Origin of the sequence: Nocardia brasiliensis, assembly GCF_011801125.1 — a bacterium.
Taxonomy (GTDB): domain Bacteria; phylum Actinomycetota; class Actinomycetes; order Mycobacteriales; family Mycobacteriaceae; genus Nocardia; species Nocardia brasiliensis_C.
The window spans coordinates 2649307-2661877 of sequence record NZ_CP046171.1 but is presented as its reverse complement, the minus strand read 5'-3'; the positions used below and the strand labels follow the sequence as shown (position 1 = coordinate 2661877).

Here is a 12571-nt window from a genome sequence, read left to right as displayed (position 1 = left end):
CGCGGCCGAGCGGCACCGGAGTTACGCCATCGATCTAGCCGACGCCGAGGTAGGCCGACTTCACCGCGGGGTCGGTCAGCAACTCGGCACCGGAGCCGGTCTTGGTGACCTCACCGGTTTCCATGATGTAGGCGCGATCGCTGCGCGAAAGCGCCTGCTGGGCATTCTGTTCGACCAGCAACACCGTGGTGCCCTGCTTGTTGATCTCGGAGATGATCCGGAAGATCTGCTGAATGATCATGGGCGCCAAGCCCATCGATGGCTCGTCCAACAGCAGCAGCCGCGGCCGTGCCATCAGTGCACGGCCGATCGCCAGCATCTGTTGCTCGCCGCCGGAGAGCGTGCCGCCGACCTGCTTGCGCCGCTCCAGCATGCGCGGGAACAACTCGAACACCCACTCGAGGGTCTTGTCGTACTCCGCCTTCTGCTTGAACGGCCTTCCGTAGCAACCCATGTCGAGGTTCTCCTGCACCGTCATGCCGGGGAACACACCACGGCCCTCCGGTGCCTGGATCAACCCGAGACCCACCCGCTCGTGCGCCTTCATGTGGCTGATGTCCTTGCCCTCGAACAGGACCCGCCCCTTGGTCAGGGGCAGCAGCCCGGACAGCGCGCGCATGGTCGTGGTCTTGCCCGCACCGTTCGCGCCGAGCAGCGTCACCAGCTCACCCGGCGCCACCTCCAGCGAAATCCCGTGCAGCGCCTGGATTCTGCCGTAGTTGACGACCATGTCCTCGACCGCGAGCAAGGCGTCGGAGCCGTTGGGCCGCACCGATTCTGTCTGCGATGTCATCGCTGCTCCTACCCGTTGGTCCCGTGTGCGCTTGCCGTCCCCAGGTCGGTGCCGTCGTCGGGCACCCCGAGGTAGGCGGCGATCACCGCGGGATCCTCCCTGATGTCGGCGGGCAGTCCGTCGGCGATCTTGCGGCCGAACTCCAGCACCACGATCCGGTCGGTCACGCCCATGACCAGGCGCATGTCGTGCTCGATCAGCAACACGGTGAACCCGTCGTCGCGGATCTTGCGGATCAGATCCATCAGCGCCGACTTCTCGCTCGGATTGAACCCGGCGGCCGGCTCGTCCAGACAGAGCAGTTTCGGCTCGGTGGCCAGCGCCCTGGCGATCTCCAGCCTGCGCTGATCGCCGTAGGACAGGTTGCGCGCCTTCTCCACCGCACGCGGTGCGATGCCGACGAATTCGAGCAGCGCCATGCCCCGCTCGATCGCGTCGTGCTCCTCCCTGCGATGCCGGTTGGTGCGGAAGATGGCGCCGGGCACCGAGGTCTTGTGCCTGGCGTCGGTGCCGACCACCACGTTCTCCAGCGCCGTCATCTCGCCGAAGAGCCGGATGTTCTGGAAGGTGCGCGCGATACCGAGCCGAGTGATCGCGTTGCGCTTGGTCTTCGTCAGCGGTGCGCCGTCGAAGTACACGGTGCCAGAGGCCGGACGATAGACGCCGGTGATCGCGTTGAAGCAGGTGGTCTTGCCCGCGCCGTTAGGCCCGATGAGCCCGAGGATCTCGCCGCGGCGGATCTCGAAGCTCACCGCGTCCAGCGCGGTCAGGCCGCCGAACTTCACGGTCAGGTCCTCGGTGCGCAACAACGGCGCGCCGACGGCCGTCTCGATCTCGCGATGCGAGGCGACCACCTCCGCGACCGTCTCCGCGTCGGCCAGGTCCGGGATCACCGCGGTCAGATCGACCACGCCGGCACTGGGTTCGGTCTCCGGCTCGGCCGCGTAGCCCGCCGCCATGTCCTCGTTGTCGAACAGCGCGCCACCGGCGCCGGGCCCGGTCATCGGGTCGCTCCGATCGCATCGTCACCGGACGGTCTGCGCACCGCCTGATACACCTGCCGCCCGTAGGCGAGCAGCTTCTGCCGGACCGGGAACAGGCCCTGCGGTTTGAAGATCATGACCACCATCAGCGTGATACCGAAGAACAGGTACTTGTAGTCGCCGAGCGACTGCGCACCCGGCTTCTGGAACACCAGCACGTTGTTGAGCACGACGAGCATCGCGATCACCGCGACCGCGCCGCCGCCCAGATAGGCCAGCCGGATCGGGCGCTCCTGATCGCGAGCCCACCTGCGCCACACCACGATCAGGCCGACGACGAGCGCGATGCCGACGACGATCGACACCCAGCCCACCGCGGACTGACCCACCGCCTGCACCGACAGCAACCGGTTCGGCAGGTAGACGATGACGAACGCGCCGACGATCACGCCGAGCTTGTTGCCCTGACCGCCGATGACGACCGCGCACAGGAACAGCACGGAGTTGATGATGTTGAACCCGGTCGGGTTGATGAACTGCACCTGCCCCGCGTACAGCGCACCGGAGAGCCCGCCGACCGCGGCGCCGATCATGAATGCCCACAGCTTGAACTTGAACGTCGGCACGCCCATGATCTCGGCCGCGTCCTCGTCCTCGCGGATCGCGACCCAGGCCCGTCCGACCCGGCTGCGCTCTAGGTTGCCGACGATCAGCAGGATCACCACCACAAGCACCATGCCGACCCAGAACCACCACACGCCGGCATTGGCCCGGTCCAACAGGTTCGAGGTATCCGGGTTGCCGACATTGCCCGCGGAGAAGACACCGTTGGGTTTGGTTTCCGACACTCCGACCGACGGGTAGGCGATGCCGGACAGGCCGAGGCTGCCGTTGGTCACATCGCCGAGGTTGTCGGCGAGCAGCCGAACGATCTCACCGAAGCCGAGCGTCACGATCGCGAGATAGTCGCCGCGCAATCGCAGCGTCGGCGAGCCGAGGATCAACCCGGACACCGCGGTGACGGCCACGGCCAGCGGCACACAGGCCAGCCAGGCCCATTTGCTGCCGAGCCAGCCGCCGTCGGTCTGGTTCCACGGGCTGTTCGGACTCGTGAGCAGACCGACGGTGTACGCACCGACGGCATAGAAGCCGACGTAGCCCAGATCGAGCAGACCCGCCTGTCCGACAACGACATTCAGCCCGATGGCGATCAGCGCGTACATCGCGAACTGCGCCATCACACCGCCGAAGCTGGTGCCTGGGGTATCGATGAACGGCGGCGGGAACAACGGAAGCAGTGCCAGCGCGATGATGGCGGGCACGCCGACCGCCCACTGGGCCGGCCGGGAAAGACCACCCCACCAGGTCCGCAGGGCGTCGCCGACGCCGTGCTTGGGCCGTTCCGGTTCGGCAGGGGGGACAACGGTTTTCGTGGTTGCGTCACTCATGCGCGTGCCTTCCCGAGGCTCTCACCGAGAATGCCGGTCGGCCGGATCATCAACACCGCGATCAGCACCACGAACGCGACCACGTCGCGCCATTCGGTACCGAACAAAATCTGGCCGTAGTTCTCCGCCAGACCGAGCAACAATCCGCCGAGCAGCGCGCCGCGCAGATTGCCGATACCGCCGAGCACCGCGGCACTGAAAGCCTTGATGCCGAGAATGAACCCGCCCGAATAGATGATGCCGTTCGGAATCTTCAACGCGTACAACAGCGCCGCCGCACCGGCGAGCACGCCGCCGATGAGGAAGGTGAGCATGATGATCCGCTCCCGCGAAACACCCATCAGCGTCGCGGTATCCGGATCCTGCGCCACGGCGCGGATGCCGCGGCCGAACTTGGTCTGATTGATCACCAGCTCGGTGGCGATCGCCAGGATCACCGCCGCGACGATGATCACGATCGTCACGTTGGTGATGTCGGCGCCACCGAAGCTGAACTGCTTCGTCGGCTCCACCAGCATGATCGGCTTCTGCGCGTTCGAGCCGCCCAGGCTCGGCCAGATCTTCGGCAAGACGAAGTGCACGATCTCCTGCAGCACGAACGAGGCGCCGATCGCGGTGATGAGAAAGATCAGGGGTTTGGCGCCGCGCCTGCGCAGCGGCCGGTAGGCGATGCGCTCCAGGCCGACCGCGGCGGCACCGGAGACCGCCATGCCGAAGATCATCGCCAGCGCCAGATAGGTGATGGTGAGGATGATGCCCTGCGAATACACATCACCACTCGGCGAGAAACCGAGCAGCATCAGCCCGACGTACTGGCCGAACAGGCCGAGCATGAATATTTCCGAATGGGCAAAATTGATCAGCCGCAGTACGCCGTAGACCAGGGTGTAGCCCACAGCAACCAGTGCGTAGATAGCACCGTAGGACAATCCGTCGACGGTCAGTCGCCAGAAATCGTCGATCACTCCCTGATAGTTGAAGTCGATCGAACCACCGACGAGTTGTACTGCGTCGGCTAATACAGTGGAAGTCATTCGTAATTCGCCCTCATTGATTCGCCCTTCACGAAACAGCAGCACGTAACGGGATTCGCGCGAACCCCGTTACGTGCTGCGCGACTCGTATGCCGGGTTACTTGACCGTGTAGATCCAGATGAGCGCGTTGCTCAGCTCGCCGTTGGCACTCCACTTGTACTGACGGGCCAGGCCCGCGCCGTCATAGGCGCGCACGTACTCCAGGATGTCGGGGCGCGTCACCTTGCCCGCACCGATCGCCTTGGTCAGGATCGTGGCCAGGTCGTAGGCCTCGACCGAGTACACACCCGAGGGCTGCTTGTTGAAGGCCTGGTAGTCCTGCTCGAACTTCTCCGGGGCCGGGCCACACGGGCAGGTCAGCGTCGCACCCTTGGCCGCGCTACCCGCCTGGGACAGGAACTGCGGATCGTTGGTGCCGTCCGGCGCCACGAAGACGCCCTTGAAGCCACCCGACTTCAACTGCTGCGCCAGCGGCGCGCCCTCGGCGTAGTAGCCGGCGAAGAACACCGCGTCCGCGTTCGCGCCCGCGATCTTGGTGACCGTCGCGGAGAAGTCCTTGTCACCGGTCTTGATGCTGGACGAGCAGCTCGCGTCGGCCGCGGCACCCAGACCATCGGTGATGCTCTTGGCCAGGCCGGTGCCGTAGTCGCTGTTGTCCTGTACGACGCAGACCTTCTTGTAGCCGGCGGTCTCGGTCAGGTACTTCGCCACCGACGGGCCCTGCACATCGTCGTTGGCCAGACCGCGGAAGAAGCTGGTCCAGCCGTTGGACGTGAGCGAGGCGTTGGTCGCCGACGACGACAGCGAAGGCAGGCCGGCGTCGCTGAGGATCTTGCCGGTCGCCTTCGTCTCGCCGGAGAACGTCGGGCCGAGCAGCGCCACGATCGACTTGTCGTTGACGATCTGCGGCACCACCTGCGTGGCCTTCTGCGGGTCACCCTCGGTGTCGAACGACTTCAACGTGATCTGGCAGCCCGGGTTGGCCTTGTTGTGCTGGTCGAGGGCCAGCTTCGCACCCAGCTCGATGTTGATCCCGAGAGCAGCGTTCGGACCCGTCAACGCGCCGGCAAAGGCGATGTTGGTCGGCGCGCACGTCGCCTTACCGTCACCGGCCGGATCGGCGGCCTTCGCCGGATCGACCTTCGCGACCTCTTTGCCGTTGGTGTCCACCTGCACGACCGGCGTGATCTTCAGGCCGGACGCCCCACTGGTACCGGACGCATCCGTACCGGTGCTGGTCGATTTGTCACTACAACCGGTCAGCACCAGCGCGGCAGCTGCACCGATTGCCAAAACACCTCGCGTCGTACGACTGTGCCATGTCGAACTAAGCACGTTTCACCTCTAAGTCCTGTGCTCCCCCGGGATCACCGAGGGGGCCGACCACGTCAGCCCGGTCAGAACATAGCGTTGGTACGTTAGTTCCGCATCACATTCGGATCATGAATCCGACATCGTGTCGAATTCTTGTTCACCATCCCGTTTCGCGTGAGTAAAATTTCCGCCTAATCGGCGCAGGCGGGCACAGTCCGTCAGCAAGGCGTGCAAAGGTCGGTGGTCCGCTCGCCGGACCACGCCTGTCACTTCGGGGCCAAGTTCTCCAGCACGACCTCGGCGACCGCCTTCATCGTCGTCCGGCGATCCATCGCCGTGCGCTGAATCCACTTGAACGCCTGCGGCTCGGACAGACCCTGCGTCTGCATCAAAACGCCCTTGGCCCGCTCCACCAGCTTGCGCGTCTCCAACCGGTCCGACAGATTCGCCACCTCGCCCTCCAGCGCGGTGATCTCGTGGAACCGGCTCGCCGCCAACTCGATCGCAGGCACCAGATCGGACTTCGTGAACGGCTTCACCAGATACGCCATCGCCCCCGCGTCACGCGCCCGCTCGACCAGATCCCGCTGGCTGAACGCGGTCAAAATCACCACCGGCGCAACACGTTTCGACGCGATCTCGGCCGCCGCATCGATACCGTCGCGGCGCGGCATCTTCACATCCATGATCACCAGATCCGGCCGGTGCTCGACCGCGAGATCCACCGCCTGCTGCCCGTCACCCGCCTCGCCGACCACCAGATAGCCCTCTTCGGTCAGCATCTCGACCAGGTCCATGCGGATGAGCGCCTCATCTTCCGCGACGACGACGCGCTTGGCCCCCGCGTCGCGCTTAGTGCCTGCGCCCCCTGCTGCTGTGCTCATAGGTAAGACCCCTCATGGTTTCGATGCCTGTCCCCGACACGCCGCAGAGTGGACGTTGGTCCAACTTGCCGACCATCGACCTCACCATCGGTCGTCGAGTGATGTAAAGAGTACCTTTCACTTCCGCATAGAACGCATATACCCAGGGCAAACCCCCTTCCCTCGGCCACTCGACCAACCGGTTAGGTACCAGCCCCCCACACCCGCTATCATTTCGTCCCGGTGCGCCGGGTTGGCGGAACTGGCAGACGCGACGGTCTCAAAAACCGTTGTCCGAAAGGACGTGTGGGTTCGAGTCCCACACTCGGCACTCGACTCTGGGCGACCCTTGTCCGCGGAATGCGCGGACCTGGGTCGCTCGTTGCGTTTTCCGGGGGTGCGACCCCCGGGCCCCGCTCGGCGGGGCTTTGCCCCCGAACCCCCCTTGGTGGTGGGGGCGTTGGGTGGGGGTGTTGCGGAGTCAGGTGTGCGGTGCTGCCGATGTTGCGGCACGTCGGTTGCTGGTCCCCGCTCGGCGGCGCTTTGCTCTGAATCCGCCGATGGCGGAGTGTGTTGGTGATTGTTGCGAGCGGGTGCGTGGTGACGAGGCAACGTATGCCATCTAGGCAGACGACGTGTGCGGAGGGTTGCGGAAACTGCGCGTGCAGCTTCAGCGATTGCGGCGTGGGCCACCGAGGTTCGCGCGGTGAAGCTTGCGCCCGCAACCCCAATCACGCAGGGCCGGCTAGTTGCACGCAGTGCTGCCGTCCTTATATAGGACTGAGCCTCTGGAATTTTTGATCTTGGTTGGTGGGCGTGGGGGCGGCTCGGTGGGCTGGTGGGCGGTTAGGCTGCATTCCTGCGTGTTGGGCGCCGCTCGCCGCCGCGGCCCGGTTGATCGGGAAGGATTGGGCGATCTCGTTGGGGGCACACCGGATACAGAGGCGAATGCGAGAGCGAAGGAGCGTGCAGCATGTCGGAAGCCAAATACGGTGTCGGCGATCGGGTTCGGCACGTCTCCCTCGGTAGGCACGGCGTCGTCGTCGAGGTCGACCTCGAATACACGCCCGCGCACGACGACAACGGGCTCACCCTCAACCCCGACGTGCGCTCGAGTCCCTGGTACCTGGTGACCATCGACGACGAACAAGGCGAACCGGTGGACACCTACCTCTCCGAAGGCCAACTCACCTCGGACAGCTGAGCTCGCCCGGCGGCATCGGGCGACACTCCCATACGATTGCGGGAACGTTCCGGATTCGCTTCGTGCACAACAGGATCAGAGCGACGACCCTGGATCGACCCGGCACGATCAGGATCGGCACAGCCATGCGGTGCCGTAGCGTGCGGCGTTCCCGCCCTCCAGATGCACCCACGAATCCCGTACGCACCGCACGGCTCACCCTCGACCGGCGGTGGGCCGTCCGGGTGCCCGGGACCGGGGGCACTGGAACACGCACTGCCGGTATCGAGGATCGTGGCAGTAGCGGGACGACGGACAGAACCGAGGCCGCGCCGACGACCAAACGGGTCACGCAGATGACGAACGCCTACCCGCGCCGCGCATCCAGGGCATCGAGGATGAGGTCGAGGCCGTAGGTGAATTCCGCGGTGTGGTCATAGCCGGGACGCAGCGCATGCTCGACGATCAGCTCGCGCAGGTGCGGCAGGTCGTCGGGCATCCGGTCGAGGATGTCGGCCGCGACATCCTCGACATCGTGCGGGGTCGCCGCGGGCAGGTTCGCCTCCTGGAGAACGTAGCCGCCGATATAGCTGTCGATTAGCGAGATGGCATGCGCGGCGGCGGGCAGGGTGAATCCCGCGCCGCGCAGGACGCCGAGTACGGCGTCGTGGTGCCGCAGCGTGGCGGGGCCGGGATTGCGCCGGGAATCCAAGAGGCCGAGCGCCCATCGGTGCTGGGACAAGATCTTTCGCGCGGAGTGGGCGCGGGTCCGGATGGCATCGCGCCAGTCCGCCTGCCCGCTGCCGGGCAGCTCGATCGCGGCGAACACGATGTCGACCACTCCGTCGAGGATGGCGTCCTTGTTCGGCACGTGGTGGTACAGCGACATCGCCTCGACGCCGAGCTCCTGCGCCACGCGACGCATCGTGATCGCTCCCACCCCACCGCGATCGGCGACCCGGACCGCGGCCTCGAGCACGCGGCCTCTGCTGAGCGGTAGCGGGGGGCGGGACATGGCGGCTCCTCGGAACAGACAGTTGACAGCCTTACGATCGTAAGTCAACCTTACACATGTAAGACAGCCTTACAGGCGTAAGTCGCCGAGCCGGAAGCTCGACGCGCACGAAGCGCCGCCACAGGTGAGATAAGGAGACTGCGATGCCGATGCCGAAATGGTGGGGACACGTGAACAAGCGGGTGTTCAACCCGCGCGCGATCGCGGGCGGGAAGTGGCCGGTGCTGACGCATGTCGGACGCACGTCGGGCATGACCTACCGCACGCCGCTGGACGCCCATCCGGTCGACGGCGGCTACCTGTTCGTCCTGGTGTACGGGTCAGGCGCGGACTGGGTGCAGAACATCTTGAAGGCGGGCAGCGCCCGGCTCCGGATCAACGGCAAGGAACTGCGCCTCGCGGCACCGCGACTGATCGGGGAAACCGAAGCGTTCGACGCGCTGCCACCGGAGGTGACGCGCCCGCCCAAGCTGCTCCGCATCACCGAGTTCCTCCGCATGGACCTGGCGCCGAGCTGAGTTCGACAACAACCTGACATGACATGCAAGCCGACATGTCATCGAGCAGGCAGGCGATCTCTCAGCATCTGGGCACTCGCGGTCGCCGGGCTGGTGACCGCGAGCCGGGCGCCTGAGTCGGCTCAGGCCCAAATGGCCTGGGCGAGAGCCGAACCGAGGAAGATCGCGGCCAGGCCGGCGACCATGCTGCCCACGACGTTGGCGATGGCGTAGCCGCGGGCGCGATTGCGGGCCAGCTGGACCGACTCGAACGTGAAGGTCGAATAGGTGCTCAGCGCGCCGCAGAAGCCGGTGCCGACCAGCAATAGCAGCCGCGAGTCCGCGGTCACCGCCGTGGTGAGGAAGCCGAGAATCAGGCAGGCGACGGTGTTGACCGCGAGGGTGCCCCACGGGAAGAGACTGCCGTGGCGGCGCTGCACGAACCGGTCGACCAGATAGCGCAGCGGTGCGCCGACCGCGGCCGCACCGAGGACGAGCACCCAGTTCATCGCGCGTCCTCCGGCGTGGCGACCTGGACATCGAGCAGGACGTGCCGAGCACCGCGGAGCACGAGTCGCCGCGTGAGACCCGCGGCGATCCAGATCGCACCGAGCGCCGCCAGCGGCGTGGCCACCAAGACCGCCGAACCGAGTGCCGGACTTCCGGTTCGGAGCAGGTGCGCGCTGTCGGCGGCGTAGGTGGAGAACGTGGTGTAGCCGCCGAGAACACCGGTCCCGATGAACGGACGCAGCAGCGCGGGCGCGGTCCAAGCCTCGGTGATCAGGACCATGAACACGCCCATGATCGCGCAGCCGGTGACGTTGACGACCATCGTGGTGACCGGGAACGCGGCATGGGCGGTGGGCCAGATCAGGGCCGCGCCGTAGCGCAGGGCGGCGCCGAGCGCACCGCCGAGCGCGATGACCGCCACGATCGGCGCCTGCGCGCTCAGCTCGGCGCGCAACGGCGCGGGGTCGTACAGATCAGGATCGATATCGGTCTGCGTGCAACCGGTACTGGCGGTAGTCATCGAGGCTCCCACTCGTGTAGCGCCCGCAGCGGGCGCGTGCCATCACAAGCAGGGACCGTTGTCGGCAACATCGCCGCGGTTCGGGTACGGCGGGCCCCACCGCCGCGCGACACGCCTTCGACAAGCGATGCCGCACTCTGCCAAGAATAGAACTGCTCCGTACACTGCCCCGCAGCCGGGTCAGCAATCACAGAGCCAACCACTCGGGGCCGGCGCTCAGCCCACGGCGGCCCTGGCTTGGGCGTAGGCGGTGATCTCGTCGGCTTGGGTGGGGTGGTCCGGGGTGGCGAGGGCGCGTAGTTGAGCGAGGGCATCGTCGAGGTCGGGAGTGGGACCACGCTCGGCGAGCAGGACACAGATCGCCTCCCAGGTGGCGCGGTTCCGGTCCGGCTGTGCCAGCAGTTCGTCGAGGTAGCGGTCCGGCTCGAGCAGTTGGCGGGCGCGGCGCGCGTAGGCGTGCACGCGGCGGGGTAGCTCGGCGCGGATGAGCTCGACATCGCCACTCTGGACCTGGCCTGGCTGGTCCGGTTCCGTGCGCAGGGACCACAGCTGGGTCGTGGCCTCCGGCAGGCCGTCGGCGAGCAGATCGGGGCCGGTGGCGGCCTCGATCGGACTGGGCGCGCGGCCCAGTTGCGCGGCACGCCAATTACCGAACTCCCACCACGCGGTCGGGGTGGCGCGCAGGCACAGCCCGAAGCGCAGCACCTGCTGACCGTCGGTCCAGGAGCGAATCGCCCTGGTCCGGCCGACCACCGCGACACCGCCATCCTCGACCCGGGTCCAGCTGGGCTCGGCGCCCTCGAACCCATAGGGCTGCAAGAGCTTTCCGGTATCGCGCAGCAGGCGGCGCAGCGCCGCGTCGGGTGTGGCCATCTCCGCAGATTAGCGCCGCGCACCGACAGAATCGCGGAACCACCGACGCGCCACGCCCGCGTCGCGCGGACCCGGTCGTCCACCGGCTCATCTGAACTGATCGGCCCCGCGTCTCGTATTCACCGCAGAGGGCAGCGGCAGGGCCCGAGTCAGTGGAGGTGGCGATGCGGGTGCACAGGACAACGGTCGATCTGCACGATTATCCGGACCTGGTGGTCATCTACCTGGGGATCCGGGTACACAAACCGCGCGGCCTGCTGCGCCTGCTCGGGCTGGGCCCGAAACTGTATCGCTCCCATCGGGATCGGCCGGACGGATTGCTCTCGCACGAGGACGTGATCTGGTCGCTGTTCCCGCCGCACTGGGGCGCCCGCCAGTACTGGCGCGACCTGGAGAGCCTGGAGCGCTGGACCCGCTCCGAGCCGCACCGCGAGTGGTGGCACCGGTTCCTGCGAGACTCCGGCGGCACGGGCTTCTGGCACGAGGCGTACTTCCTGCGCGGCGGCATCGACGCGATGTACGACGACATGGCCCGGCCGACCGGGATGGCGCGGTTCGCCCCGGTGATCGATTCGCGCGGGCGGATGTTCAGTACCCGCGGCCGGGTCTACGACCAGCCGGACTCGCTGGCGCCGGTGGTGGACGAGAAGACGTTCTACGGCACCGAATTCGAGTAATCGTCCGCTCCGATCACGAGGCAATCACAACCGCCTGTTTTCGAGGAACGACAGGGGCGGTAAGTGCGGACCACGCAGTGCCCGAGATCATCGGATGAATGCGATCCACAGCACGGCGCGCGACTTTGTCCACGACGGCCCGTGTACGGCACTCGACCTGCAGATGAACACTCGTCCAGGTACCCGAATTCGGCGGTTTTCGAACGTCGACGGCGATATCGAGCGTTTACCGTATCCCCATGCACGTCCTGTTCGTCTGCAACGGCAATGTGTGCCGTTCGGTGATTGCCGAGCGCGTCACCCGCGCTCTCGCGGTCGAATACGGGCTGCCGAATTTGACCGCGGCGAGCGCGGGAACCCGTGCGCTGGTGGGCTTTCCGGTCGAGCCGTTGGCCGCGCGGGCGATCGAGGGCCTCGGCGCGGACGCGAGCGAGTTCAAGGCGCGCCGGCTGAAGCCGGAGCTGGTGGACAACGCCGATCTGGTGCTCACCATGACCGAGCGGATCCGGGACCAGGTGAGCGAGATGGGGTTCGGCGTGGCGGCGCGCACCTTCACACTGCTGGAGGCGCACCGCATCGCGCACGTGACCGGCGCGCGCTCGATCGCCGAACTGCACCACGCGCGCGACGATCTCGCACTGGTCGGCCGGGAGAACATCACCGACCCGATCGGCCTGTCCGAACAGGCCTACTGCGCGGTGGGCGACCGGATCGCCGAGGCGCTGGTGCCGCTACTGCTGGCGCTGGCACCGCACGAAGGCACTCGCCGGGCCGGCGACCCGGAGCCGGGCCTGATCATCGAGCCGGGCGGCGAATCCGCGCCGCTGGGTTCTTTCCGCGCCGCACACCGCCGATAACCG

14 protein-coding genes and 1 tRNA gene are annotated in these 12571 nt (G+C 66.7%); 5 read left to right on the top strand and 10 right to left on the bottom strand.

The genetic code is table 11. From position 1 onward, the window contains the following. Positions 1-34: 34 nt before the first annotated feature. From F5X71_RS12110 to F5X71_RS12085, 6 genes are all read right to left on the bottom strand, one after another. Positions 35-793 (bottom strand): ABC transporter ATP-binding protein, encoded by a 759-nt coding sequence (locus F5X71_RS12110; protein WP_167462026.1) that lies wholly within the window; start codon positions 791-793, stop codon positions 35-37. Between the two features lie 8 nt (positions 794-801). After that, on the bottom strand, positions 802-1797 hold the full coding sequence (locus F5X71_RS12105) for an ABC transporter ATP-binding protein (RefSeq protein WP_167462025.1): 996 nt from the start codon (positions 1795-1797) through the stop codon (positions 802-804). Continuing rightward, complete coding sequence (locus tag F5X71_RS12100) at positions 1794-3224, bottom strand: branched-chain amino acid ABC transporter permease (RefSeq protein WP_167462024.1); 1431 nt, start codon at positions 3222-3224, stop codon at positions 1794-1796. The genes F5X71_RS12105 and F5X71_RS12100 overlap by 4 nt, the downstream gene beginning before the upstream one ends. Beyond that, positions 3221-4258 carry a branched-chain amino acid ABC transporter permease gene (locus tag F5X71_RS12095; protein WP_167462023.1) on the bottom strand — a complete coding sequence of 346 codons (1038 nt, stop codon included), beginning with the start codon at positions 4256-4258 and terminating at the stop codon, positions 3221-3223. Before F5X71_RS12095 ends, F5X71_RS12100 begins: the two co-directional genes overlap by 4 nt. A 97-nt stretch (positions 4259-4355) precedes the next feature. Next, positions 4356-5552: a branched-chain amino acid ABC transporter substrate-binding protein gene (locus tag F5X71_RS12090; RefSeq protein ID WP_167462022.1), complete on the bottom strand. Its 1197-nt coding sequence runs from the start codon at positions 5550-5552 to the stop codon at positions 4356-4358. A 287-nt stretch (positions 5553-5839) separates the two neighbouring features. Then, a complete protein-coding gene (locus F5X71_RS12085; protein ID WP_014983319.1) occupies positions 5840-6457 on the bottom strand; it encodes an ANTAR domain-containing response regulator in 618 nt (205 codons plus the stop codon). Between the two features lie 226 nt (positions 6458-6683). Between F5X71_RS12085 and F5X71_RS12080 the strand changes: the two genes are divergently transcribed. Both F5X71_RS12080 and hspQ read left to right on the top strand, forming a co-directional pair. Next, positions 6684-6767 (top strand) — tRNA-Leu (locus tag F5X71_RS12080). A 642-nt stretch (positions 6768-7409) separates the two neighbouring features. Beyond that, complete coding sequence (gene hspQ / locus F5X71_RS12075) at positions 7410-7640, top strand: heat shock protein HspQ (RefSeq protein ID WP_167462021.1); 231 nt, start codon at positions 7410-7412, stop codon at positions 7638-7640. Between the two features lie 346 nt (positions 7641-7986). Here hspQ and F5X71_RS12070 read toward each other — a convergent pair whose 3' ends face one another. Then, the gene (locus F5X71_RS12070) at positions 7987-8634 is read right to left on the bottom strand and encodes a TetR/AcrR family transcriptional regulator (RefSeq protein ID WP_167462020.1); all 648 of its coding nucleotides are present in this window, start codon (positions 8632-8634) and stop codon (positions 7987-7989) included. Positions 8635-8777: 143 nt separating this feature from the next. Here F5X71_RS12070 and F5X71_RS12065 point away from each other — a divergent pair, with 143 nt between their 5' ends. Beyond that, complete coding sequence (locus tag F5X71_RS12065) at positions 8778-9152, top strand: nitroreductase family deazaflavin-dependent oxidoreductase (RefSeq protein ID WP_167462019.1); 375 nt, start codon at positions 8778-8780, stop codon at positions 9150-9152. Positions 9153-9274: 122 nt separating this feature from the next. Here the strand turns inward: F5X71_RS12065 and crcB are convergent, their stop codons facing one another. The 3 genes from crcB to F5X71_RS12050 form a co-directional block, all read right to left on the bottom strand. After that, a complete protein-coding gene (crcB, locus tag F5X71_RS12060; protein WP_167462018.1) occupies positions 9275-9640 on the bottom strand; it encodes a fluoride efflux transporter CrcB in 366 nt (121 codons plus the stop codon). Beyond that, positions 9637-10161, bottom strand: a complete 525-nt coding sequence (locus tag F5X71_RS12055; RefSeq protein WP_174817048.1) for a fluoride efflux transporter FluC — start codon at positions 10159-10161, stop codon at positions 9637-9639. The genes crcB and F5X71_RS12055 overlap by 4 nt, the downstream gene beginning before the upstream one ends. 216 nt (positions 10162-10377) lie before the next feature. Beyond that, positions 10378-11034 (bottom strand): hypothetical protein, encoded by a 657-nt coding sequence (locus tag F5X71_RS12050; protein WP_167462017.1) that lies wholly within the window; start codon positions 11032-11034, stop codon positions 10378-10380. Between the two features lie 164 nt (positions 11035-11198). Between F5X71_RS12050 and F5X71_RS12045 the strand changes: the two genes are divergently transcribed. Further along, entirely contained in the window at positions 11199-11711 is a 513-nt protein-coding gene (locus F5X71_RS12045) for a monooxygenase family protein (protein WP_167462016.1), read from the top strand. Between the two features lie 239 nt (positions 11712-11950). Beyond that, the gene (locus F5X71_RS12040) at positions 11951-12568 is read left to right on the top strand and encodes a low molecular weight phosphatase family protein (RefSeq protein WP_167462015.1); all 618 of its coding nucleotides are present in this window, start codon (positions 11951-11953) and stop codon (positions 12566-12568) included. The last annotated feature ends 3 nt before the right edge of the window (positions 12569-12571 follow it).

Bases quoted from the DNA above. Each gene is read 5' to 3' on its own strand.
- F5X71_RS12110 (WP_167462026.1), bottom strand. From the start codon at position 793: ATGACATCGCAGACAGAATCGGTGCGGCCCAACGGCTCCGACGCCTTG.
- F5X71_RS12105 (WP_167462025.1), bottom strand. From the start codon at position 1,797: ATGACCGGGCCCGGCGCCGGTGGCGCGCTGTTCGACAACGAGGACATG.
- F5X71_RS12100 (WP_167462024.1), bottom strand. From the start codon at position 3,224: ATGAGTGACGCAACCACGAAAACCGTTGTCCCCCCTGCCGAACCGGAA.
- F5X71_RS12095 (WP_167462023.1), bottom strand. From the start codon at position 4,258: ATGACTTCCACTGTATTAGCCGACGCAGTACAACTCGTCGGTGGTTCG.
- F5X71_RS12085 (WP_014983319.1), bottom strand. From the start codon at position 6,457: ATGAGCACAGCAGCAGGGGGCGCAGGCACTAAGCGCGACGCGGGGGCC.
- hspQ (WP_167462021.1), top strand. From the start codon at position 7,410: ATGTCGGAAGCCAAATACGGTGTCGGCGATCGGGTTCGGCACGTCTCC.
- F5X71_RS12070 (WP_167462020.1), bottom strand. From the start codon at position 8,634: ATGTCCCGCCCCCCGCTACCGCTCAGCAGAGGCCGCGTGCTCGAGGCC.
- F5X71_RS12065 (WP_167462019.1), top strand. From the start codon at position 8,778: ATGCCGATGCCGAAATGGTGGGGACACGTGAACAAGCGGGTGTTCAAC.
- crcB (WP_167462018.1), bottom strand. From the start codon at position 9,640: ATGAACTGGGTGCTCGTCCTCGGTGCGGCCGCGGTCGGCGCACCGCTG.
- F5X71_RS12055 (WP_174817048.1), bottom strand. From the start codon at position 10,161: ATGACTACCGCCAGTACCGGTTGCACGCAGACCGATATCGATCCTGAT.
- F5X71_RS12050 (WP_167462017.1), bottom strand. From the start codon at position 11,034: ATGGCCACACCCGACGCGGCGCTGCGCCGCCTGCTGCGCGATACCGGA.
- F5X71_RS12045 (WP_167462016.1), top strand. From the start codon at position 11,199: ATGCGGGTGCACAGGACAACGGTCGATCTGCACGATTATCCGGACCTG.
- F5X71_RS12040 (WP_167462015.1), top strand. From the start codon at position 11,951: ATGCACGTCCTGTTCGTCTGCAACGGCAATGTGTGCCGTTCGGTGATT.